Origin of the sequence: Asprobacillus argus (genome assembly GCF_032248395.1) — a bacterium.
In the GTDB taxonomy this organism is placed as follows: Bacteria; Bacteroidota; Bacteroidia; order Flavobacteriales; family Flavobacteriaceae; genus Polaribacter; species Polaribacter argus.
The window spans coordinates 346,034-371,041 of record NZ_JAVTTO010000001.1 but is presented as its reverse complement, the minus strand read 5'-3'; the positions used below and the strand labels follow the sequence as shown (position 1 = coordinate 371,041).

The window sequence follows — 25,008 nt, the reverse complement described above, 5'->3', positions numbered from 1 at the left end:
ACTTAAATTTGCATCCGCATTTAGGTATTGGCCTATGGTGTAATTGGTAACACACCGGTTTTTGGTACCGACATTCAAGGTTCGAGTCCTTGTAGGCCAACAAAAAGCTTCACTGATCAGTGAAGCTTTTTTTATGTTCAAGATTTATATTTTAAAGGTAATCAATGGACGAATGACATTTTTGGATAAGTTTTTAGAGATACTCCCATTAAATAAATGAGATAAACCGCTTCTTCCATGTGTACTTAATGCAATAAGATCGGCATTGATCTCCTTCGAGAAGTTAATAATCCCTTTTACTACAGACACATCGTTGTATACATTGATCGTACTTTTTGGAACACTGAATTCACTTATAAACTCTTTGATCTTTTCTTTAGAGGCAGAAGAGCTTTCAAACTTATCGATAGTATTTACTTTGAGTAAATGGATCTTACTCTTAAACTGTGTAGAGAAATCGACCAATTTGGTAAAGGAGTCTTTGCTTTCATCCTTAAAGTTAGAAGCAAAGACTATATTTTTCATTTTAAAATTCTCTACATCCTTTTTAACAACGATTACTGGAATTTTAGAAGTACGTACCACCTTTTCTGTATTAGAACCTATCAAGATCTCTTCAAAATCTGAGATCCCTTTCGACCCCATTACAATAAGGTCTGCTTCAATTTTAGCGCCGTATTCGGTAATCCCTTCATAAGGATTCTGAAACCGAATACCGTGTTTTACAGTATCATCTTCAGGGAAGAAGGATTCTTTAAGTTTTGTGATCTTTTCTTTAACTTTTCTCAGGTACATCATACTCTCTGGAATACTAAAGTTACTTCCAGCGCCCATGTCAACAATTCCGGTTGGTAATTCGACCATATGAAGCAAGTGAATTTCGCACTCAGAATTCTTTGCAATATTGGACGCAAGCTTAACAGCATATTCAGATTTTTTTGAGAAGTCTACGGGTACTAATATTGTTTTCATATACGGATAGTTTTAGTGGGTTATAACACATCTAAATTTACTAAAAATTATTGATTTATCCTATTTGGTTATTAGTAAACTAGTTACTATATTTGCAGCGAAAATAACAGCAAAAGAGAATGAAGGGGACGTGAGTCCCCTCTTTTTATATTTTAAGATGAATCAAGAGAAAGTTCAAAATCTTGTTACAGAAGCGTTAGAAGAAAATCAGTCATTATTTTTAATAAGTCTACAATTTCTAGCAAATAACAAGATTCATTTAGTAGTTGATGGAGATGAAGGAGTTTCATTAAAAGAAATTGTTAGAATCAGCAGACATGTAGAGCATAACCTGGACAGAGAAGAAGAAGATTTTGCTTTGGAAGTAACATCGCCTGATATTAAAGAGCCTTTGGTTACCCAAAGACAATATTTAAAGAATATCAGTAGAATTCTAAAAGTGAAAACAGAAGATCAGGAATATGAAGGGACCCTAACCAAAGCAGATGACAATGAAATTGTTTTGGAATGGAAAGCAAGAGAACCAAAACCTATAGGTAAAGGTAAAGTTACAGTAGAAAAAATGGCTACGGTGGCATATAAAGATATTAAAGAAGCAAAAGTGAAGATTGTATTTTAAGTATATAATGTAATGGAAAATATAGCGTTAATTGATTCGTTTTCAGAGTTTAAAGACAATAAAAGTATAGACAGAGTAACATTGATGTCTATCTTGGAAGAGGTGTTTAGAGCAGCCTTAAAAAGAAAGTTCGGTTCTGATGATAATTTCGATATTATCATTAATCCAGACAAAGGAGATTTAGAGATCTGGAGAAACAGGATTGTAGTAGCAGATGGAGAGGTAGAAGACGATAATGAAGAAATTGAATTATCAGCAGCACAAAAGATCGAACCTGATTTTGAGATCGGAGAAGATGTGTCTGAAGAGGTAAAATTAATAGACTTAGGAAGAAGAGCAATTTTGGCATTACGTCAGAACTTGATTTCTAAGATTCACGAGCATGATAGCACCAATATCTTTAAACAATTTAAAGATTTAGAAGGAGATATTTATAGTGCAGAAGTGCACCATATTCGTCATAATGCGATTATTTTATTAGATGATGAAGGCAATGAGATTGTATTACCAAAGAGCGAACAGATCAGATCTGATTTCTTTAGAAAAGGAGATTCAGTAAGAGGTGTAATCAAATCAGTAGAGCTTAGAGGTAATAAACCTGCAATTATATTGTCAAGAACGTCTTCTGATTTCTTAGTAAAATTATTCGAGCAAGAGATTCCTGAAGTATTTGATGGATTGATCACAGTGGAAGGAGTTGCTAGAATTCCGGGAGAAAAGGCAAAGGTTGCCGTTGACTCATATGATGATAGAATTGATCCAGTTGGAGCTTGTGTTGGAATGAAAGGTTCAAGAATTCACGGAATCGTGAGGGAGCTAGGAAACGAAAACATAGACGTAATTAATTATACAAAGAATGAGCAATTGTTTATTGCTAGAGCGTTAAGTCCAGCGAAGATTGTTTCTATGGAAATTGAAGCTTTTGAAGAAGAGAAAAATGGGAAGAAAGGTCGTGTTAACGTATTTTTAAAGCCGGAAGAAGTTTCAAAAGCTATTGGAAAAGGCGGTGTAAATATCCGTTTGGCAAGTGAGTTAACAGGATACGAGATCGATGTGCAAAGAGAGGGTCTAGAAGAAGAGGATGTTGAGTTAACAGAATTCGTAGATGAAATTGAAGATTGGGTAATTGCCGAATTTAAAAATATTGGTTTAGATACAGCAAAAAGTGTATTAGACACCAATGTAAAAGAACTTTTAAAAAGAACTGATTTAGAAGAAGAAACTATTTTAGAAGTTCAAAAAATATTAAAAGAAGAGTTTGAGGATTAATCAAACAATACGTAAAAGATAATTTTTACAATAAAGTAAGATAATTTATGGCTGAAAGCAAAACAATGAGGCTTAACAAAGTTCTAAGAGAACTTAACATCTCTTTAGATAGAGCAGTAGAATACCTAGCTAAAAATGGGCATGAAATAGAAGCTAGACCTACTACGAAGATATCTGGAGAAGTGTATCAGGTGCTACTTGATGGTTTCGAAACAGATGCAAATAAAAGAGCTGCATCTAAAGAGGTAGGAGAAGAGAAGAGAAAAGAGAAAGAAGCTATTCGATTAGAACTAGAAGCTAAATTAGAGCAAAAGAAAGCCGAAGAAGCTAAAAAAGAAGAAATCTTTAAAGCGAAAGCTGAAAAGCTTGAGCTTAAAAAAGTTGGTAAGATCGATTTGGACGGCCCAGAAAAATCGAAAGAAGAACCCAAAGAAACGCCTAAAGAACCAGAAGCGGAAGTCGTAAAAGAAGAAGCTGTAAAGGAAGAAATTGTAAAAGAGGAAACACCTAAAGAAGAAAAGGTACAGGAAGTAAAGGCAGAAGCAAAGAAAACGGAGACGCCAAAAACTGAAGAAAAGAAGGAAGAAGCACCGAAGCAAGAGGGAGAAGAAAAAACTTCAGAGTCTGGAACGTTAAAGACACAGTATAAAAAATTAGATGGACCTAGATTAACAGGTAAGAAGATTGATCTTAAACAATTTGAAAAGGCTAAAAAGAAACCTGAAGAAAAGAAAACAGGCACTAATGCCAATTCAAATGACGCCAATAAGCGTAAAAGAAAAAGAATAAGTAAACCTGGAGGAGGACCTGGTCAAAACCAAAATAGAGGAGGTCAAGGTCAAAACCGGGGAGGTAACGGAAATAACAGAGGAAGAGGTCAAAGAAGACAGGTTGTTCAAAAAGAAGAACTGACAGAAGCACAAATCCAAAAGCAAGTAAGAGAAACACTTGAAAAACTTCAAGGAAAATCTTCAAAAGGAAAAGGAGCTAAATATCGTAGAGAGAAGCGTGATGCACACCGTCAGCAATCGGAGGCAGATTTACAAGCGGCAGAAGCAGAAAGCAAAGTACTAAAAGTAACAGAATTTGTTACCGTTAGTGAAGTTGCTACGATGATGAATGTGCCAGTAACAGATATTATTTCTGCGTGTATGTCTCTAGGAATGATGGTGACCATGAATCAGCGTTTAGATGCTGAGACCTTATCTATCGTTGCTGAGGAGTTTAATCATACGGTTGAGTTCGTAGGTGCTGAGGTTGAAGAGGGAGTAGTTGAAGAAGTAGATAAACCAGAAGATCTAGAAAAACGTGCACCAATTATTACGGTAATGGGTCACGTAGATCACGGTAAAACATCGTTACTGGATTATATTAGAAAAGCAAATGTAATTGAAGGAGAATCAGGAGGAATCACACAGCATATTGGAGCGTATTCCGTGAATGTAGGTGATGAAAAGATTGCATTCTTAGATACACCAGGTCACGAGGCCTTTACAGCAATGCGTGCTCGTGGAGCGCAAGTTACTGACCTTGTAATTATCGTTGTTGCAGCAGATGATGACGTAATGCCTCAAACTAAAGAGGCAATTTCTCACGCACAAGCTGCTGGAGTACCAATCATATTTGCGATCAACAAAATTGATAAACCAAATGCGAATCCAGATAATGTGAAAACGCAATTATCTGCGATGAACTTATTAGTTGAAGATTGGGGAGGTAGCATTCAATCTCAAGATATTTCGGCTAAAACAGGTCAGGGAATCGAAGAATTATTAGAAAAAGTATTACTAGAAGCCGAAGTATTAGAGCTTAAGGCAAACCCTAGTAAGAATGCTGTTGGAGCTGTTGTGGAAGCGCAGCTAGATAAGGGTAGAGGATATGTATCTACGATCTTAGTTCAAGCAGGAACCTTAAAAATTGGAGATTATATCCTAGCAGGAAAGCATAGTGGTAAAGTAAGAGCTATGTTCGATGATAAAGGTGTAAATCTTGAGGAAGCAGGTCCTTCTACACCAGTGTCTATTTTAGGATTGGATGGAGCGCCGCAAGCAGGAGATAAATTCAATGTATTTGATGATGAGCGTGAAGCAAAACAAATTGCAACGAAACGTTCTCAACTACAAAGAGAGCAGTCTGTAAGAACTCAGAAAACATTAACGTTAGACGAGATTGGAAGACGTATCGCGTTAGGAGATTTCAAAGAATTAAACATCATCTTAAAAGGAGATGTAGATGGTTCGGTAGAGGCATTAACAGATTCATTCCAGAAATTATCTACAGAAGAGATTCAAGTAAATATCTTACATAAAGGAGTTGGAGCAATTACAGAATCTGACGTATTATTGGCTTCTGCTTCAGATGCGATTATCGTTGGATTTAATGTGCGTCCACAAGGAAATGCAAGAACAGTAGCAGATAAAGAAGAGGTAGATATCAGGTTTTACTCCATCATCTACGATGCGATCAATGATCTGAAAGATGCAATGGAAGGAATGTTATCTCCAGATATGAAAGAAGAGGTAACAGGTAATGTAGAAATTAGAGAGGTGTACAAAATCTCTAAAGTTGGAAACATTGCAGGATGTATGGTGATGACTGGTAAGATCTTTAGAGATTCTAAAGTGAGAATTATTAGAGATGGAATTGTTGTGCATGATGGTGTGTTAACTTCATTAAAGCGATTTAAAGACGATGTGAAAGAAGTAGCAAAAGGATATGATTGTGGTCTTCAGATCAAAGGATTTAATGATATTAAAGAAGGTGATACTATTGAAGCATATCAAGAAGTAGCTGTTAAAAAGAAGTTGAAATAATACGGATTTTCCAAACAGTATATAACACAAAAGAGCCGCAATTATGCGGCTCTTTTGTGTTATTATTGTCTTGAGCTTACCTTCCTAAAGGAACTACAAGAGCTCCGTAGAATTCGTCCTTAAAGGCTAATAAAGCTCTATCGGCTTCTAATTTTGTTTTGTAATTCCCAACCTGAACTTTCCATTCAGGAGATTTATAAATGATGTACGTTTTAACATCTGGAAACTTAATTCTAAACTTAGCTCTGGTCTTTTTTACCTCTGTCTCAAAACCATTATACAGCTGAATTCTATAGCCGTAACCGTACTTTTTGTTATAGGCTCTCTTTTTCTGGATGAACTTTTTCAAAGTATCATTCTGAGCCGTGTTATTCTGAGAATAGCCCGTCATAACTCCGCAAAATAGCAGCGCGATTAAAGCAATATAAAAATGTCCTTTTTTCATTGTCGTTATTGAGGATACAAAAGTAACGAGTTGTTTTTTAATATATTGAAAAGTAAGTTTATTTAGAACGGTTATAAATTACGATTTAACATTCCCTTAGCATTTCAAAATAAAGAGAGATGTAGTACTTTTGTGCAGCTAATCAGAGAATGTTTTTTAGATTTTTTGGATAGCATTTTTTGCAGAAATTAAGATACTAAATTTAGTTTGTAAATATGAAAAGTGTAGAACTACACAATCGATTAACCAAAGTACTTCTCAAGACTTTTACTTTCCTATTACTATTTTCTCTAAGTTTTTCAGCACATGCACAAGATGCGGTGGATGAGGTTAGGCAAAAAGAAGGAAGAAAATTATTCAAATCTTTATGTGCTTCTTGTCACAAGTTAGATAAGAAATTGATTGGGCCAGCCTTAGGTGGTGTCGAAGAGAGAAGAGAAAATGATTGGTTAAAAGCATGGATCAAGGACAATGCAGCATTAAGAGCTTCTGGCGATAGAGATGCCATTGCGATCTTTGAAGAGTACAAAGGCTCGCCAATGACGGCTTTCCCTCAGTTATCAGATAAGCAGATAGACGATATCCTGTATTATACAACAGTTGGAGATCCTGCACCAGTAGACCCTTGTCTTAAAAATCCTAATGGCCCTGGATGTGGCGATGATAAGGGAGGCTCAGGAGGAGAAAGTCCAAAGTGGTTGATCTATTTATTAGCAGTAGTGGTGATTTCTGCATTCTTGATTATTGCAAGTTTATTAAAAACTATCAGTGAACTAAATGGTGCGCCTAAGACACCTGGTGCGATAGGTACACTTGCTGAAGTTTGGGCAGGAATTAAAAAGAACACATTCTTACATGTGATGTTCACGATCTTTATGCTGTTCTTATCAGCTTACTTCATCTTTGGATTATTATTCCAGGTAGGGGTAGATCAAGGGTATGAGCCAATTCAACCCATTGCATTCTCGCATAAGATTCACGCAGGAGATAATAAGATCGACTGTCAATACTGTCACTCCTCAGCAAAACATAGTAAAACATCTGGAATTCCATCTGTAAATGTATGTATGAACTGTCATAAGAATATTTCAGAAGTAGCAGACGATACGAAAATGGAGTTTGACGGAATCACCTATGGTAAAACAGAATTAGATAAGGAAATTCAAAAAATATATGACGCAGCTGGTTGGGATCCTGAAACGCTAGAGTATACAGGAGAAACAAAACCAATCAAATGGGTGCGTGTTCATAACTTACCGGACTTTGCATACTTCAATCACTCACAGCACGTAACTGTTGGAGGATTAGAATGTCAAAAATGTCACGGTCCTGTAGAGACAATGGACGAATTGTATCAATACTCTCCATTAACAATGGGATGGTGTATTGACTGTCATAAACAAACAAAAGTAGACTTAAAAGGTAACGCTTACTACGAGAAGATTCACAAGCAATTAGCTGAGAAGTATGATGTAGAGCAAGTAACTATTGCTCAACTAGGAGGTAAGGAATGCGGTAAGTGTCACTATTAATTAAATAAGAAAGAAAAAAGTATATACATGGCTTCAAACAAAAAATACTGGCAAAGTGTTGAAGAACTTAAAGATAGTTCTGTTGTTGAAACGCTAAGTACAAAAGAGTTTGTAGAAGAAATTCCTACAGACGAGTTCTTAGGTGATAAAAGCACATTAGAAAAGTCTTCTACCTCTCGTAGAGATTTCTTAAAGTATGTTGGATTTACAACTGCTGCTGCGTCATTAGCTGCTTGTGAAGGACCGGTTAGAAAATCGATCCCTTACGTAGTGAAACCGAATGACATTACAGTAGGAGTTGCAGATTGGTATGCTACATCTATGGCAGACGGATTTGACTTTGCAAACGTATTGGTAAAAACAAGAGAAGGTCGTCCAATTTTGGTAATGCCAAATAAAGACGCTAACGGAGTTACTAATGCAAGAGTACAAGCGTCTATTCTTTCTTTGTACGATGATCAATTACGATTAAAAGAACCTAAAAAAGGAGAGAATCAAATTTCTTGGGCAGATGCAGATAAAGAAATTGGTGCTCAATTGGCACAGCTAAGAGATGCAAATCAACCTGTTGTATTATTAACAGGAACTTTAGCAAGCCCTTCTACAGATAAAATTATTTCAGAATTTGTTGCAGCGTATCCAAATGTAAAGCATGTAGTATATGATGCTGTTTCTGAAAGTGGAACCTTGGATGCATTTGAAGCGATGTACGGTAAGAGAGCGTTGCCAAATTATCACTTTGACAAAGCACAAACAATTGTTTCTTTCGGAGCAGATTTCTTAGGAGATTGGCAAGGAGGTTTTGAAAAAGGATATGCGGCAAGCAGAAAACCAGAATCTGGTCATATGTCGTACCACGTACAGTTTGAGGCAAACATGTCTTTAACAGGTGCGAATGCTGATAGTCGTGTGGTTACAAAACCATCGGATCAAGTGTATGCATTGATCAATTTATACAATGCGATCACTGGTGGAAGTTTACCATCAAAATCGACTCCAGTAGATGGAGAAGTAAAGAAGGTGGCAGATGCATTGAAAAAAGCAGGATCAAAAGCAGTAGTAGTTACAGGATCAAACGATAAGAATGCACAGTTAATCGCTATGGCGATCAATTCAGCATTGAATAGTGAGATCATGGATGCTGCGAATCCTACATATAACAGACAAGGAAATGACACTGAGGTAACTCAGTTAGTTTCTGATATGAAATCAGGAAAAGTAGCAGGATTAATTACCTATAATGTAGATCCTGTATACTCTTTAGCAAATGCAGCTGATTTCTCAGAAGGAATAAAGAAATTAACACTATCGGTTGCAATTTCAGAGCAGAACAATGAAACTGCAAATGCGACTCAGTATACATTACCGGCAACTCACTTTTTAGAGTCTTGGGGTGATGTAATGGTTACAGAAGGTCACTACGGATTAATGCAACCAACGATCCAGAAATTATTTAACACCAATCAATTACAAGATGTGTTATTAAGATGGTCTGGAAATACAACAACATATTATGACTACTTAAAAACATTCTGGTCAGCAGATGTATTAGGTGGTCAATCTTGGAACCAGGCATTACATGATGGATTCTTTGCAAAAACAACTGAAACTACGGTTAACCAAGGTTCAGTAGATCTTTCTGCAGCGGCTGCAGCATTGAATGGTAGCAAGCCTTCAGGATTTGAATTGAACTTATTTACATCTACCGCGTTAGGTGATGGTAAACAAGCAAACAACCCATGGTTACAAGAGTTCCCAGATCCAATTACAAGAGCGGCTTGGGATAACTACTTAACCATGTCTATTGCGGATGCAAAAGAATTAGGGTTTACGAATCCAGTAAAAGATAATGGAGCGATCAACGGTAATTATGCGACGGTTACTATTAACGGTACAAAATTAGAGAACGTTCCAGTAATGATTCAACCAGGACAAGCAAAAGGTTCTGTTGGATTAGCGCTAGGGTATGGTAGAACGCATGGTATGAAAGATGTGATGCACGTTGGTGTAAACGCATATGGATTATACGCAAATGGAATGAACGTTCAATATGGAGCAACTATAGAGAAGACTTCAGGAGCAGTGCATGAGTTTGCTTGTACGCAGGTACAAAAAACCATTGCTGGACGTCATGATATCTTAAAAGAAGCTACATTAAAAGAATACCTTACAGTAGATCCTAAGGATCACAAAAAGGGATGGAATGTTCCTGCTATGGTTTCTTATGACCATCAGGAAACTGAAGCTAGTAAAGTAGATCTTTGGGATGAACATAACAGAGAAATAGGACATCACTTTAACTTATCTATCGATTTAACATCTTGTACAGGATGTGGTGCTTGTGTGGTTGCATGTCATGCAGAAAACAATGTACCTGTAGTTGGTAAAGATGAGGTAAGAGTAGGTAGAGATATGCACTGGTTGCGTATCGATCGTTACTATTCTTCTGAGATTGAAACAAGAGAAGAAGCATTAGCAGCAGGAAAAAGAGGTGGAGAATTGTTCGAAGTATTAGAACGTTCTGCAGAAAATCCTACTGTGGCTTTCCAACCAATGATGTGTCAGCACTGTAACCACGCTCCTTGTGAAACGGTTTGTCCAGTAGCAGCAACATCACATGGTCGTCAGGGTCAAAATCAAATGGCATACAATAGATGTGTAGGTACAAGATATTGTGCAAACAACTGTCCATATAGAGTTCGTCGTTTCAACTGGTTTAACTATGCTGATAACAATGAATTTGACTTCAACATGAACAATGAGTACGGTAAGATGGTATTAAACCCAGATGTAGTTGTTCGTTCTAGAGGAGTGATGGAAAAATGTTCCATGTGTATTCAAATGACACAAGCAACGATCTTAAAAGCGAAAAGAGAAGGAAGAGCAATAGAAGCTGGTGAATTCTCTACGGCTTGTTCTGCAGCATGTACAACAGGAGCTTTAGCTTTTGGAGATGTGAACAACGAGAAAGAAGAAGTTGCAAAATTAGTAGAAGATAAAAGAGCTTATCACGTATTAGATTATCTACAAACGAAACCGAATGTAGTGTATCAAGTGAAAGTAAGAAATACAAACGAAGCGTAATTAAAAATTAAGATATAGAATATGTCTCATTACGAAGCACCCATAAGAGAACCCTTAGTATTAGGTGATAAGAGTTACCATGACATTACCGAAGATATTGCAAAACCAATAGAAGGAAAAGCAAATAAAAATTGGTATATGGCATTTTATATTTCTTTAGCAGCAATGCTATGGGGATTTGGATGTATCTTCTATACCATAGGAACTGGTATTGGAGTTTGGGGATTAAGTAAAAACATTGGTTGGGCATGGGATATCACCAACTTTGTATGGTGGGTAGGTATCGGTCACGCCGGAACCTTGATCTCAGCAGTATTATTATTATTCCGTCAAAAATGGAGAATGGCCATTAACCGTTCTGCAGAGGCGATGACGATCTTTGCCGTATTCCAGGCAGGATTGTTCCCGATCATTCACATGGGACGCCCATGGAACGGATATTGGGTATTACCAGTACCAAATCAGTTTGGATCACTATGGGTAAACTTTAATTCACCGTTATTATGGGATGTATTTGCGATCTCTACCTATTTATCTGTATCATTAGTATTCTGGTGGACAGGTTTATTACCAGATTTCGCGATGATCAGAGATAGAGCGATCAAGCCATTCCAAAAGAAGATCTATTCATTACTATCATTTGGATGGTCTGGAAGAGCAAAAGATTGGCAACGTTTTGAGGAAGTATCATTGGTATTAGCAGGTTTAGCAACACCATTAGTACTTTCTGTACACACGATTGTATCTATGGACTTTGCTACTTCGATTAACCCGGGATGGCACTCCACCATTTTCCCACCTTACTTCGTGGCAGGAGCGATCTTCTCAGGATTTGCCATGGTACAAACCTTATTAGGTATTATGCGTAAGGTAACGAACCTAGAAAATTATATTACTCGTTTACATGTCGAGTATATGAATATAGTAATCATATTAACAGGAGGTATTGTAGCCGTTGCTTATGCATCAGAATTCTTTATCGCCTGGTATACAGGATCTCCATATGAAGATTATACATATATGTCTATTGGAGCAGCAACTGGACCTTATGCTTGGGCATTCTGGTCGTTGATCTTATTCAACATTGCGATTCCTCAACTATTATGGTTTAGAAAGATCAGAAGAAGTTTTATCTGGTCATTCATTATCTCAATTGCGATTAACATTGGTATGTGGTTCGAGCGTTTCGATATCATTGCAATTGTATTAAGTAAAGGACATTTACCATCGACTTGGTGGCGTTTTGAGCCAACATTTGTTGATGTAGGTATATTTATAGGTACTATTGGTTTCTTCTTTGTTTTATTCTTATTGTATGCAAGAACATTCCCTGTTATTGCACAAGCGGAAGTAAAAACGATCTTGAAATCATCAGGAGAGAATTTTAAAAAATTAAGAGACGGTAAACATGAGTAGTAGTAAAGTAATTCACGCGTTCTACAACGACGATGAAGTTGTACTTGACGCTGTAAAGAAAGTAAAAGCAGCTCACCATCATATCGAAGAGGTATTTTGCCCATTCCCTGTGCATGGTCTTGATAAAGCAATGGGATTAGCACCTACTAGAATAGCCATAGCGTCTTTTATGTTCGGTGTAACTGGTTTAGCAGTAGCTATTTGGATGACCAATTATATGATGATCCAGGATTGGCCACAAGATATTGGTGGAAAACCAAGCTTTAGCTGGTTTAAGAACATGCCTGCATTTGTACCAATTATGTTTGAAATGACAGTATTTTTCGCTGCCCACTTAATGGTGATCACTTTTTATATGAGAAGTAGAATCTGGCCATTTAAGAAAGCAGAGAACCCAGATCCAAGAACTACAGATGACCATTTCTTAATGGAAATTCCAGTTCACAATAATGAAGAAGAGTTGATGACCTTGTTAAAAGAAACTGGAGCTGTAGAAATTAACGTAGTAGATTCAGATTCCCATTAATATAAATGATAATGAAGAAGTATATAAAATTTAGTATCGTTTTACTAATCGCAGCAACAATGACATCTTGTGGCGATAAAAGAAAGCCTCAAGTGCAATATATGCCAGATATGTATGTATCTGTGCCATATAACACGAATGGAGCTGCTGGAATTAACGGGAAGCCGGTAAACATGAAACCAGTTGCAGGAACTATTGCAAGAGGAAATGTACCGTACGAATATGCAGATACCAATGCAGAGTACGAAAGAGCAAAATTAGAATTGAAATCTCCGTTAGAAACGAATGAGGCAAACCTTGAAAATGGTAAGAAAATGTACGATATCTACTGCATTTCGTGCCACGGAAAGAAAGGTGACGGAAACGGAGTATTATCGCAAAGAGAAAAATTCGAAGGGATTCCAAATTATAAAGACAGAGATATTACAGAAGGAAATATCTATCACGTGATCATGTATGGAAAAGGATTAATGGGATCTCATGCATCACAATTAACTGATAAAGAACGTTGGCAAGTAGTTCAGTATGTTGAAAAGCTTCGTAACGATTTATTAAAATAATAGTACAACAAGAAGAATACGAAAGATATGTATCAATTCTCAGGTAAATTAAAAATATTCTCAATTGCTTTGATCTTGGTTGGAGCGTTAGGTATTGCTTATAGTTTCTTAAATGTTCCGTCAACACCAGAAGAGGCCATGGAAATTGTGGCGAGTCAAGCTGGTCATGGAGATGGACATGGTGACAGCCATGAAGATACTTCTCATGCAGATAAAAAAGACAACCATAAAAAAGAAGGAACAGAAGAGCATCACTCAGATGATAAGAAGGAAGAGCATAAAATGGATGGCGATCATGCAAAGAAGGATGCACATGCTACCACAGATGCTCACGGAGAGGGACATGATGATGCGCATGCAGAACATGTATTACATCAAATGCAAAACAAACCTTGGTCGGCATTCTATGTGGCCTTATTATTTTTCTTAGGAATCAGCTTGTTAGTATTAGCATTCTATGCATCGCAAAGAGTGGCACAATCTGGATGGTCTATTGTATTATTTAGAGTTATGGAAGCAATCACTGCCAACCTAGTACCAACTTCGATCATTATGATTATTGTATTGGTATTGACAGGAATGCATTACAATCACTTATTTGCCTGGATGGGTGAAGGTGTTGTAGATCCTAATAGCGCTAATTTTGACCCAATTGTTTACGGAAAGAAACTTTGGCTAAACACGCCAAGATGGTTAATTATGAGTATTGTATACCTTTTAGGATGGAATGCGTACAGATGGTTTATTAGAAAGAACTCTATCGCTGAAGATACTGCAACTACCATCAAAATCTATAAGAAAAACTATAATGTATCGGTAATTTTCTTAGTATTCTTTATGGTTACTGAGTCTATGGCTTCTTGGGATTGGATCATGGGATTAGACCCACACTGGTTCTCTACCTTATTTGGATGGTATGTATTAGCAACCTTATTAGTAAGTGCAATCACCATTATTGCAATGGTAACTATTTATTTAAGATTTAAAGGATATTTACCAAAAGTAAACGATAGTCATATCCATGATTTAGCGAAATTCATGTTTGGATTTAGTGTATTCTGGACGTATTTATGGTTTGCGCAATTTATGTTGATCTGGTATTCTAACATTCCAGAAGAAGGAACGTATTTCTTAATGAGATTCAACGAGTATAAATTACCGTTCTTGTCTTTAGTGGCAATGAACTTTGTATTCCCAATATTACTTTTAGTAAACAGTGACTTTAAGAGCAAGCCTTGGTTTGTGATCATAGGAGGAATTGTAATCTTAGCTGGACATTACTTAGATCTATTTGTAATGATCATGCCAGGAACAGTTGGAGAGTATTGGTCATTTGGATTAGGTGAAATTAGTGCAGTATTATTCTTTGTTGGAATATTGATCTATGCTACGTTTAATTCATTTGCCAAAGCAGATCCTGTAGCAAAAGGAAACCCATTCTTAAAAGAGAGTGAGCATTTCCACTACTACAATATTGAACACGAAGGAGAAGAAAATCATCATTAATAATAAAATAATTAAGACAAAATAATATGCTAGCTCTATTTTATATTTTTATAGGTGTTGCAATCGGAGTAAGTTTCTGGCAGATTACCAGAATCATGAATTTAAGAGGTGTTATTGCAACTGATAAAGATAATGATACCCAAGGAAAACTGTTTTTAGTATTTACAGCATTTTTCTATGCAATGATGATATACTGCCTGATCGGTATGAATGTTATGATGCTCCCTGAGTCGGCTTCAGTAGAAGGAGAACACGATGATACTTTATTCGATGTTACATTCTGGTTGATTGGTATTGTACAATTTATCATGCAATTCATATTGTTCTATTTCTCTTATAAGTACAGAGGAAAAGAAGGGAAAAAAGCAAAATTCTATGCAGATAGTCACAAGTTAGAATTGATCTGGACGATTACCCCGGCGATTGTATTGGTGGGATTGATCGGGTATGGACTATGGCAATGGAACAATATAATGTATGTATCTGATGATGAGAACCCAATCATAATTGAAGTATACGCACAACAGTTTAGATGGGATGCACGTTATGCTGGAGCTGATAACACACTAGGTTTAGGAAATGTAAACTATATCAAAGGTAGAAATACTATGGGTGTAGATATGAGTGACAAGAACTCTCAAGACGATAAGCAAGTAACAGAGCTGCATTTACCGAAAGGTAGAAAAGTATTATTCAAGTTCCGTTCGCAAGATGTATTACACTCGGCTTATATGCCTCACTTTAGAGCACAAATGAACTGTGTTCCTGGGATGGTAACTCAATTTGGTTTCACGCCAAAGTTTACTACCGAAGAAATGAGAGAAAATGAAGAGGTAATAGCGAAAGTTACAGATATTAATAGAATACGTTCTGCCAACGGAGAAGAGGAATTATACGAATTTGATTACCTATTATTATGTAATAAGATTTGTGGAGCTTCTCACTACAACATGCAAATGAAAATTGTAGTAGAAGAAGAAGAAGATTTCAATAAATGGTTAGCAGAGCAACCAACGTTAGCAGAAGTAATTAAATAAAACATACAGATTACAATTAAAGATTAGATTATGTCAGAGCATCATCATAAAGAAACATTTGTAACAAAATATATTTTTAGTCAAGATCACAAAATGATCTCTAAGCAGTTTTTAATAACTGGTATGATCATGGGAGTCATTGGAGTGTTCATGTCTATGCTATTCCGTTTACAATTAGCATGGCCAGAGAAGTCATTTACAATCATCGAAGCATTTTTAGGACCGCATCAAACAGATGGGATCATGAATCCAGATATGTATTTGGCTTTAGTAACGATTCACGGAACGATTATGGTATTCTTTGTACTTACTGCTGGTTTAAGTGGTACGTTCTCTAACTTATTAATTCCATTACAGATTGGAGCGCGCGATATGGCGTCAGGATTCTTGAACATGATCTCATATTGGTTATTCTTTATTTCAAGTATACTTATGGTGATTTCATTATTTGTAGAAGCGGGACCAGCATCTGCAGGATGGACGATCTATCCACCATTAAGTGCATTACCACAAGCAATTCCAGGTTCTGGAGCAGGGATGACATTATGGTTGGTATCTATGGCTATCTTTATTGCCTCTTCTTTAATTGGATCTTTGAACTATATCGTAACGATATTTAATTTAAGAACAAAAGGAATGAAGATGACAAGACTGCCGTTAACGATGTGGGCATTCTTTATTACAGCAATTATTGGTGTAGTTTCATTCCCGGTACTATTATCTGCAGCACTATTATTGATCTTTGATAGAAGTTTTGGAACGTCGTTCTATCTATCCGATATATTTATTAGTGGAGAGGTATTACACTATCAAGGAGGATCACCAGTACTGTTTGAACACTTATTCTGGTTCTTAGGGCACCCGGAAGTATATATTGTACTATTACCGGCACTAGGAATTACATCAGAGATTATATCTACACATTCTAGAAAACCGATTTTCGGATATAGAGCCATGGTAGGGTCTATTATGGCCATTGCATTCTTATCAACAATCGTATGGGGTCACCATATGTTTATTTCAGGAATGAACCCATTCTTAGGATCTGTATTTACATTTACAACATTATTAATTGCGATCCCATCTGCGGTAAAAGCATTTAACTATATCACCACATTGTGGAAAGGAAACTTACAGCTCAATCCGGCCATGTTATTCTCTATTGGTCTGGTTTCTACATTTGTTTCCGGAGGTTTAACAGGGCTAGTATTAGGAGATTCAGCATTAGACATTAATATTCATGATACTTATTTCGTAGTGGCACACTTCCACTTAGTAATGGGTGTATCTGCAATTTTTGGAATGTACGCAGGGATTTATCACTGGTTCCCGAAAATGTATGGTAGAATGATGAATAAAGCAATGGGTTACTGGCACTTCTGGATCACGATTGTATGTGCGTATGGAGTATTCTTCCCAATGCACTTTATCGGATTAGCAGGATTACCTCGTAGATACTATACAAATACAGCGTTCCCAATGTTTGATGACACAGCAAATGCCAATGTAGTTATTACCATATTTGCATTAGTCGGAGGGGTAGCGCAAATTATTTTCTTAGCGAACTTCTTTATCTCTATTTATAGAGGTCAAAAAGCGAGTCAGAATCCTTGGAATTCAAATACTATTGAATGGACAACACCTGTTGAACACTTGCATGGTAACTGGCCTGGTAAAATCCCAGAAGTTCACCGTTGGGCGTATGACTACAGTAAAAAAGTAGACCCAGAAGATGATGATAGCGATTACTTACACGGAAAAGATTGGGTGTCTCAAACCACACCACTCTTACCAGGAGAAGAGCCATCATAATCATAAAAACAAAACAAAAAACCTTTCCAATCTGGAAAGGTTTTTTGTTTTAGATACACAAAGTAAATTACAGGTCAATTTCTAGTATATTTGTAATATGAATGAACATCTAAATCCCGATAACGAACACTATTCGAATGAGGAGTTAGACCTTGAAAGAAAATTGCGCCCGCTATCATTTGACGATTTTACAGGTCAAGAACAAGCCATAGAAAATTTGAAAATCTTTGTGGCGGCTGCCAATCAAAGAGATGAAGCCTTAGATCATACACTGTTTCATGGACCTCCAGGTTTAGGAAAAACTACGTTGGCTCATATTTTAGCGAATGAATTGAATGTTGGAATAAAAGTAACGTCGGGTCCTGTCTTAGATAAACCAGGAGATTTGGCCGGCTTGTTAACCAATTTAGATGAAAGAGATGTACTGTTCATTGATGAGATACACAGATTAAGCCCGATTGTAGAAGAGTATTTATACTCTGCAATGGAAGATTATAAGATTGATATCATGATCGAGTCCGGGCCCAATGCACGAACGGTTCAAATCAATTTAGAACCTTTTACATTAATAGGAGCTACCACACGCTCAGGATTGCTTACAGCGCCAATGAGAGCGCGTTTTGGGATTAGTAGTAGATTGAATTACTATAGTAAAGAACTACTTACTACGATCATCCAAAGAAGTGCTATGATCTTAAAAGTTCCTATCTCCATGGAAGCCGCTATTGAAATAGCTGGTAGAAGCAGGGGAACACCTAGAATAGCCAACGCGCTACTGAGAAGAGTGCGTGATTTTGCTCAGATAAAAGGAGATGGCACCATTACCATTGAAATCTCGAAATTTGCATTGCAATCACTGAATGTAGACGCACATGGATTAGATGAAATGGATAATAAGATATTAAATACAATTATAGATAAGTTTAAAGGAGGCCCTGTGGGGATTAGTACTTTAGCTACGGCTGTTGGAGAAAATGGAGAAACGATTGAAGAAGTATACGAACCTTTTTTGATTCAAGAAGGTTTTATTATGAGAACTCCAAGAGGACGAGAAGTGACGGAGCTTGCTTATAAACATTTGAATAAAACAAAAGGACCAGATCAGGGAGCGCTGTTTTAAGATATGAATATTAAGAAGATCATACCCATATTAGAATGGTTGCCAAACTATAATTTATCCCGTTTTCGAGGAGATTTTATTGCTGGGATAACCGTGGCTATTATTTTGATTCCTCAAGGAATAGCCTATGCATTGATTGCGGGTTTACCTCCAATCTACGGGTTGTATTGTGCATTGGCTCCTCAAGTGATGTATGCCATTTTTGGTTCTTCTAGACAAGTGGCCATCGGTCCTGTTGCTATGGATTCACTGATAGTAGCAACTGGGGTTTCTACTTTGGCCTTAACAGGGTCTGATAGTTATATTGCCATCGCCATATTGTTAGCGTTGATTGTTGGGATCGTACAATTCTTAATGGGGGTACTTCGACTTGGGTTTATCGTAAATTTCTTGTCTAAACCTGTAATTACAGGATTCGCTTCGGCAGTTGCACTCACCATTGGTTTAAACCAATTCAGAAACTTATTTGGGATTGATTTTATTCAAAGCGATCAAGTACAGTATTTATTGATTGATTTTTGGGATAAGTACGTGGAAGTAAACACGCATACGGCTATTATCGGATTAATATCTGTGGCTGTAATATTATTTTTTAGAAGGATCAATAAGAAAATACCAAATGCGCTTATTGTGGTGGTTATGGGAATTTTGATCATGCGTTACTTTGGAAGTAGCTTCGATGATGTTTCCATCATAGAAGACATTCCTTCTGGATTACCAGGATTTTCATTCCCTCAAATAGATATTGATATTATTAGAGAATTAATGCCTATTGCCCTTACATTGGTTATGGTAGGTTACCTGGAAACGATATCCATAGGAAAATCATTAGAAGCAAAACAAGACGAATATAGAGTAAGACCTAATCAAGAGTTGATTGCTCTAGGTTTAGGAAATATAGTAGGATCGTTCTTTAAAGCATACCCTACCACTTCTAGTTTTTCCAGATCAGCAATCAATCAGGAATCAGGAGCCACTACAGGAATGGCCTCTTTGATTTCCGTAATTATGGTAGTGCTAACCTTGTTATTTTTAACACCGTTGTTTTATCATCTACCTAAAACGGTCTTAGCAGCCATTATTATCGTAGCTGTTTTTGGTTTGGTAAATATTAAAGAAGCGATTTATTTGTTTAAAGCAAATAACTTAGATTTTTGGCTTCTAGTGGCCACTTTCTTTTCTACGTTAACCTTAGGAATAGAATATGGGATCGCAACTGGAGTAGGCTTGTCATTGATTGTTTTGATCTTCAGAACATCAAGGCCTTACTTTACGGAATTGGGAAAGGTACCAAACTCTAATTTCTATAGAAACAAAGAACGCTTCCAAGATGTAGTGTTGCAAGATGAAATTTTAGTTTTCAGATTTGACGCGCAGCTGTTCTATGCCAATGCGAATTACTTTAGAGATAATTTAGATCAAATTGCAGAGAAAAAAGGAGACGGACTGAAACTGATCGTCATTGACGCAGAGAGCATCAATAGAGTAGACAGTACAGGAATTGAAATGCTCATAGAACGAATAAGGTATTACCAAAAGAGGAATATATTATTTTATTTTGCTGGGGTGAAAGGCCCCGTGAGAGATGATATGTTCAGAGGAGGGATATTAAAAACGATAGATATTAATCACTTTTTTATGAGAGTAAATGGTGCCGTTAATTATTATAAAACAGGAGATAGAGAACATCAAAAGAAGTACGCAAACTATATACATCAGTCGTACGATTAAAATTTATATACAATGAATATTCAACAGATATATACAGGATGCTTAGCTCAGGGAGCATATTACATAGAAAGTGAAGGTGAAGTAGCGATTATAGATCCACTGAGAGAGGTGCAAGATTATATAGATAGAGCGGCAAAGGATAATGCCAAGATCAAGTATATTTTTGAGACGCATTTTCATGCTGATTTTGTAAGTGGGCATGTTACATTGGCAGAAAAAACAGGAGCAACAATCGTGTTTGGACCCAATGCCACAACAAAATACAATGCGCATGTTGCAAAGGATGGAGAAGTATTTAAAATAGGGAATATTACTATTACGGCTGTTCATACACCTGGACACACCATGGAGAGTACTACCTATTTGCTAAAAGATCAAAGTGGTAAAGATCACGCCATTTTTAGTGGAGATACCCTGTTCTTGGGTGATGTTGGAAGACCTGACCTGGCGCAAAAAGGAGATATTACACAAGAAGATTTGGCGGCCACTTTATTTGATAGCTTACGAAGCAAGATTATGCCTTTAGCGGATGATGTGATCGTATACCCGGCACATGGAGCAGGATCGGCTTGTGGAAAAAATTTAAGTAAGGAAACAGTAGGTACGCTGGGAGATCAGAAGAAGACAAACTATGCCTTGAGAGAAGATATGTCTAAAGAAGAGTTTGTAAAAGAGGTAACGGATGGCCTAATGCCTCCACCAGCATATTTTCCTTTGAATGTTAAATTGAATAGAGAAGGATATACGGCTATTGATGATGTCATTAAAAAAGGAGCAGTTCCTTTATCTACCAAAGAGTTCGAAACTATTGCGAACGAAACGGAAGCGGTGGTGATCGATGTAAGACATCAATCAGAATTTATTCAGGGATTTATACCGCAATCAATTTTCATTGGTTTAGGAGGTACATTTGCTCCCTGGGTTGGAGCGTTGATCAAAGATATTGAACAACCTATTCTGTTAGTTGCTCCTGAGGGTAAAGAAAAAGAGGTAATAACACGCTTGTCTCGAGTTGGTTTCGATAATGTATTAGGGTTTTTAAATGGAGGTTTCGATACCTGGAAGAATGAAGGAAAAGAAGTCGACACATTACTTTCAGTTTCTGCGGAAACACTGGAACAAAAAATAAATGAAGATGCATTGGTTTTTGATGTACGAAAACCTGGAGAATATGAGAATGAGCATATCGAGAACGTACCAAGTACACCTTTAGATTATTTGAATGACCATATAGCAGAGTTTCCAACAGACCAGGATTTTTATGTGCATTGCGCTGGAGGGTACAGATCTGTGATTGCAGCTTCAATCTTAAAAGCTAGAGGATATCACAAGGTAATCGACGTGGCAGGAGGTTATGGTGCCATCAAAAAAACGGGCATTATAAGAACAGATGTGACTTCTTGTTCTTCAACAAAATAATTATGAAAACCTTCCTTCTTGTTCTTGGCATGATACTTATGTTCGCTTCTTGTGTAGAAGGGCAAACGACATACAAGAACATTTCTAAGCAAGATTTAGTGAATGTTTTGAAAGGAGAAAATGTTCAATTAGTAGATGTTAGAACACCAGCAGAATATGACCAAGGTGCGATTAAAGGGGCTATTTTGATTGACTTTTGGAACGAAAATTTCCTTTCAACAATACGGAAAAAGCTAGATAAAAATAAGCCTGTCTATTTATACTGCAAGGTAGGAGGTAGAAGTAGCAACGCAGCAAAACTTCTTGTGAATAATGGCTTTAAAAAGGTGTACTCTTTAGATGGAGGGTATAGTTCTTGGATCCAGAAATAATATGCCTATTTGATATAAAAAATGAACCCACCTCCGAAGAGGTGGGAAATTGCTATGAAAAAGAGTGTAAGTACATAGTACTTAAGGTTTAAGCAAGAGTAATAACTCCTACTTAAGCGTTTAATATGGTTATAGTATTCAAAAAGAAACGAAGATTGTTTGGGGGCTTTGAATAACAATTTTTAGTACGTATACTGCAAAGTTATTTTATTTTGAAGAGCTTGTTTTTCGTTTATATGCGATATATAATGTGGGAAACCGCAACACATAAAAAAACCCGAAGCATCTGCTTCGGGTTTTCCATACTTAAAATTTCAATGTAAGACCCACTAGAAAGTTTATAGTGGCTTGCGGATAGTAACCAGCACCATCTACAGTTGTTACTATTCCTGGATTGGTCCACGTATCATCGAAGGTAAAATAATACCCTCTGTCAACATATTCGGTATTAAAAATGTTATTGATAAGACCAGTGATAACAATCGAGTCAAAAATCTTCTCAGTATTAATCTGGTAAACGATATTTAGATCACTGGTAAAGTAACTGTCTAATACGTCTAGCGCAGAAACCTTACTGTTCAGATTACTCATAAACTGCTTCCCAACAAACTTAGACAAAAATGATATTTGAAAGTTCTCTGTAGGATGATATACAAACGCGTTTCCTACAATTACATTTGGAGAAAATGATAAGGCTGTATTCCCTAAGTTTTGTAATGTACCATCTACGGAAGCATAAAAATCTCTGTTCTTATTAGAACTAAAAGCTGCATTCGGGCGTACAGAAAATTGATCATTTAATCGAATGTCAGCATCAATTTCTAATCCTAGTCGATAACTTTTTCCACTTGTTGCTCGCACCGGTGCTCCAACACCATCTAATGCACCAGTTAATACTAACTGATTTTTATAGTTCATAAAATAGATGTTGGTGTTTAAACTAAGATTCGTTTTCTTTAATCGCCAACCGAACTCAATATCATCTAACGTTTCGTGGGTTGTTATACCACCTTCAAAGTCATTTCTATTGGGTTCCCTATTTGCTCTAGCATAGGATAGATACAAATTGTTCTCATCCGCAACTTTATAAATAAATCCAACTTTTGGATTAAAGAAACTAAAATTGGCATCCACGTCAATAGGGTCTCTATCAGAGGTAAGCCCTGCCGTTTTATATGTTACAAAACGTCCTTGCAAATCAATATACCCTGAAATACTTTCACTAATATCGAAAGTGGCTTTAGAGAATACACTGAAATCCGTTTTTTTAGAATCACTAAAATAATAACGATCTCGTATGTTGGTATTAGGAGCTAGGTCGCTTCCCCAAATTACTTCGCCGAAATGATCTCCAGCATAGTTACTATAAGAAATACCAGAAATAATATTTAGATCCTCTTTTTGATAATCTAGGTTAAAATTCGCTACATAGAAGTTGTTGTCTAGCCACCTTCTTACAATAACATCGCTGCCATCTACGATTAAATTATTGAAATCAGCAGCATTCTCTCCAGCTTTAAATTGCTCAAAAAAGCCCTGACCTTTGGTGTAGTTCAACCCTAGGTTTGTAGACCAGTTTTCATTTAATTGCTCATTCCAGTGCAATTGATAATGATTCTGACCATAATCGTCCACTTCATTGTCGTAAGTATACGGATTTTGTCTTCTGTTTTGTGCCAATTGCTGAGGCGTTAGTCCTGCCCAAGCTTGATATGTTACTTCAGTACCCCCGAAAGCAATCGCCTTGATCAAGGTATTCTCATCCGAATACGTTCCCTGTAAAAAATAGGATTTTAGATCTGCAAATGCGCGATCTACGTAACCGTCGGAATGAATGTTTGACAAACGACCTGAAATCTCGAAATTTTCATTCAATTTACCAGTGCTGAATTTTACCGTATGTTTTCTTGTTCCGAAAGAACCAAATGAATTAGACACCTCTCCAGAGGCATTCTCAGAACTAGCATCTGTCAAGATATTTAAGCTAGCCCCAAAAGCTCCAGATCCATTAGTAGAAGTACCTACACCTCGCTGTAATTGTAAGTTTTGAGTAGAAGAAGCAAAGTCTCCAAGATTTACCCAAAAAGTACCATGACTTTCAGCATCATTATACGGAATTCCATTAATCGTTACGTTGATACGTTCGCTATTAGAACCTCGTACATTTAGGTAGGTATACCCAACTCCTGCTCCTGCATCTGAAGAAGAAATCACCGAAGGTAAATAGTTTAATAACATAGGGATATCCTGCCCTAAGTTTCGTTTCGCTATTTCCTTCTTGCTTAAATTAGAATAGGTAACCGGAATGTTAGAAGTGGCTCTAACCGCCTTCACTAAGACTTCGTCTAAAACATTTTCTTTAGCAGAAAGGTAAAAGTCTAAAACGATGTCTTGATTCGTGATCTTTACGGTTTGAGATTGGGTCTCATACCCTAAGTATCGAACTTGAACTTCATAAGATCCAGGGCTCAGAGCAACTTGATATTTTCCATCAAAATCGGTACTGGTTCCTTTTTTTAGTTCAAGAATAAAAACGGAAGCACCAGCTAGTGCATTCTTGTTTTTGTCATAAACTTTTCCTGATAAAGTTGTGGTCTGTGCATTTGCAAATCCTATTGCAAATAGGCTTAAAAAAGGTACTATAATCTTCGCTTTTTTAAATAATGATATACATTTCATTTATAAAATAAAATGAATAAAAAGAGGCAATTATTCGTGTTTTTGAATAATTAAATTATCGAAGTTTTCACTTCTTTTTCACTCACTACAAAAGCCC

The 25,008-nt window shown here is 36.7% G+C and carries 18 protein-coding genes and 1 tRNA gene; 16 read left to right on the top strand and 3 right to left on the bottom strand.

Translation table 11 applies throughout. The features are described 5' to 3' along the window. Positions 1-28: 28 nt before the first annotated feature. Positions 29-100, top strand: a tRNA-Gln gene (locus RQM59_RS01650). A gap of 44 nt (positions 101-144) precedes the next feature. Here RQM59_RS01650 and RQM59_RS01645 read toward each other — a convergent pair. Continuing rightward, a complete protein-coding gene (locus RQM59_RS01645; RefSeq protein ID WP_349240315.1) occupies positions 145-972 on the bottom strand; it encodes a universal stress protein in 828 nt (275 codons plus the stop codon). Positions 973-1,129: 157 nt separating this feature from the next. Here RQM59_RS01645 and rimP point away from each other — a divergent pair, with 157 nt between their 5' ends. Genes rimP through infB form a run of 3 tightly spaced genes read left to right on the top strand, consistent with a single transcriptional unit; the run spans position 1,130 to position 5,673 of the window. Then, positions 1,130-1,591, top strand: coding sequence for a ribosome assembly cofactor RimP (rimP, locus tag RQM59_RS01640; RefSeq protein WP_349240314.1), 462 nt, complete (start codon positions 1,130-1,132; stop codon positions 1,589-1,591). 12 nt (positions 1,592-1,603) lie between these two features. Beyond that, on the top strand, positions 1,604-2,860 hold the full coding sequence (nusA, locus tag RQM59_RS01635) for a transcription termination factor NusA (protein ID WP_349240313.1): 1,257 nt from the start codon (positions 1,604-1,606) through the stop codon (positions 2,858-2,860). A 47-nt stretch (positions 2,861-2,907) separates the two neighbouring features. After that, complete coding sequence (gene infB / locus RQM59_RS01630; protein ID WP_349240312.1) at positions 2,908-5,673, top strand: translation initiation factor IF-2; 2,766 nt, start codon at positions 2,908-2,910, stop codon at positions 5,671-5,673. Positions 5,674-5,749: 76 nt separating this feature from the next. On the opposite strand, the gene RQM59_RS01625 is transcribed toward infB, so the two are convergent. Further along, positions 5,750-6,118, bottom strand: coding sequence for an SPOR domain-containing protein (locus tag RQM59_RS01625; RefSeq protein WP_349240311.1), 369 nt, complete (start codon positions 6,116-6,118; stop codon positions 5,750-5,752). Between the two features lie 215 nt (positions 6,119-6,333). Here RQM59_RS01625 and RQM59_RS01620 point away from each other — a divergent pair, with 215 nt between their 5' ends. The 12 genes from RQM59_RS01620 to RQM59_RS01565 all read left to right on the top strand — a co-directional run bounded on the left by RQM59_RS01620 (position 6,334) and on the right by RQM59_RS01565 (position 22,232). Further along, the gene (locus RQM59_RS01620; RefSeq protein ID WP_349240310.1) at positions 6,334-7,650 is read left to right on the top strand and encodes a c-type cytochrome; all 1,317 of its coding nucleotides are present in this window, start codon (positions 6,334-6,336) and stop codon (positions 7,648-7,650) included. A gap of 27 nt (positions 7,651-7,677) precedes the next feature. Beyond that, positions 7,678-10,734, top strand: a complete 3,057-nt coding sequence (locus tag RQM59_RS01615) for a TAT-variant-translocated molybdopterin oxidoreductase (RefSeq protein WP_349240309.1) — start codon at positions 7,678-7,680, stop codon at positions 10,732-10,734. 21 nt (positions 10,735-10,755) lie between these two features. Next, complete coding sequence (gene nrfD / locus RQM59_RS01610) at positions 10,756-12,150, top strand: NrfD/PsrC family molybdoenzyme membrane anchor subunit (protein ID WP_349240308.1); 1,395 nt, start codon at positions 10,756-10,758, stop codon at positions 12,148-12,150. Then, complete coding sequence (locus RQM59_RS01605; protein ID WP_349240307.1) at positions 12,143-12,676, top strand: DUF3341 domain-containing protein; 534 nt, start codon at positions 12,143-12,145, stop codon at positions 12,674-12,676. The genes nrfD and RQM59_RS01605 overlap by 8 nt, the downstream gene beginning before the upstream one ends. 11 nt (positions 12,677-12,687) lie before the next feature. Next, entirely contained in the window at positions 12,688-13,236 is a 549-nt protein-coding gene (locus RQM59_RS01600) for a c-type cytochrome (RefSeq protein ID WP_349240306.1), read from the top strand. A 27-nt stretch (positions 13,237-13,263) separates the two neighbouring features. Beyond that, on the top strand, positions 13,264-14,742 hold the full coding sequence (locus tag RQM59_RS01595; protein WP_349240305.1) for a quinol:cytochrome C oxidoreductase: 1,479 nt from the start codon (positions 13,264-13,266) through the stop codon (positions 14,740-14,742). 26 nt (positions 14,743-14,768) lie between these two features. Further along, complete coding sequence (locus RQM59_RS01590; protein ID WP_349240304.1) at positions 14,769-15,779, top strand: cytochrome c oxidase subunit II; 1,011 nt, start codon at positions 14,769-14,771, stop codon at positions 15,777-15,779. Positions 15,780-15,809: 30 nt separating this feature from the next. Beyond that, a complete protein-coding gene (locus RQM59_RS01585; RefSeq protein ID WP_349240303.1) occupies positions 15,810-17,591 on the top strand; it encodes a cytochrome c oxidase subunit I in 1,782 nt (593 codons plus the stop codon). Positions 17,592-17,688: 97 nt separating this feature from the next. Continuing rightward, positions 17,689-18,711, top strand: a complete 1,023-nt coding sequence (gene ruvB / locus RQM59_RS01580) for a Holliday junction branch migration DNA helicase RuvB (RefSeq protein WP_349240302.1) — start codon at positions 17,689-17,691, stop codon at positions 18,709-18,711. A 3-nt stretch (positions 18,712-18,714) separates the two neighbouring features. Further along, positions 18,715-20,442 carry a SulP family inorganic anion transporter gene (locus RQM59_RS01575; RefSeq protein WP_349240301.1) on the top strand — a complete coding sequence of 576 codons (1,728 nt, stop codon included), beginning with the start codon at positions 18,715-18,717 and terminating at the stop codon, positions 20,440-20,442. Between the two features lie 12 nt (positions 20,443-20,454). After that, positions 20,455-21,861: an MBL fold metallo-hydrolase gene (locus RQM59_RS01570; protein WP_349240300.1), complete on the top strand. Its 1,407-nt coding sequence runs from the start codon at positions 20,455-20,457 to the stop codon at positions 21,859-21,861. 2 nt (positions 21,862-21,863) lie between these two features. Next, a complete protein-coding gene (locus RQM59_RS01565; protein ID WP_349240299.1) occupies positions 21,864-22,232 on the top strand; it encodes a rhodanese-like domain-containing protein in 369 nt (122 codons plus the stop codon). 306 nt (positions 22,233-22,538) lie between these two features. Here the strand turns inward: RQM59_RS01565 and RQM59_RS01560 are convergent, their stop codons facing one another. Next, on the bottom strand, positions 22,539-24,911 hold the full coding sequence (locus RQM59_RS01560) for a TonB-dependent receptor (protein ID WP_349240298.1): 2,373 nt from the start codon (positions 24,909-24,911) through the stop codon (positions 22,539-22,541). Between the last annotated feature and the right edge of the window lie 97 nt (positions 24,912-25,008).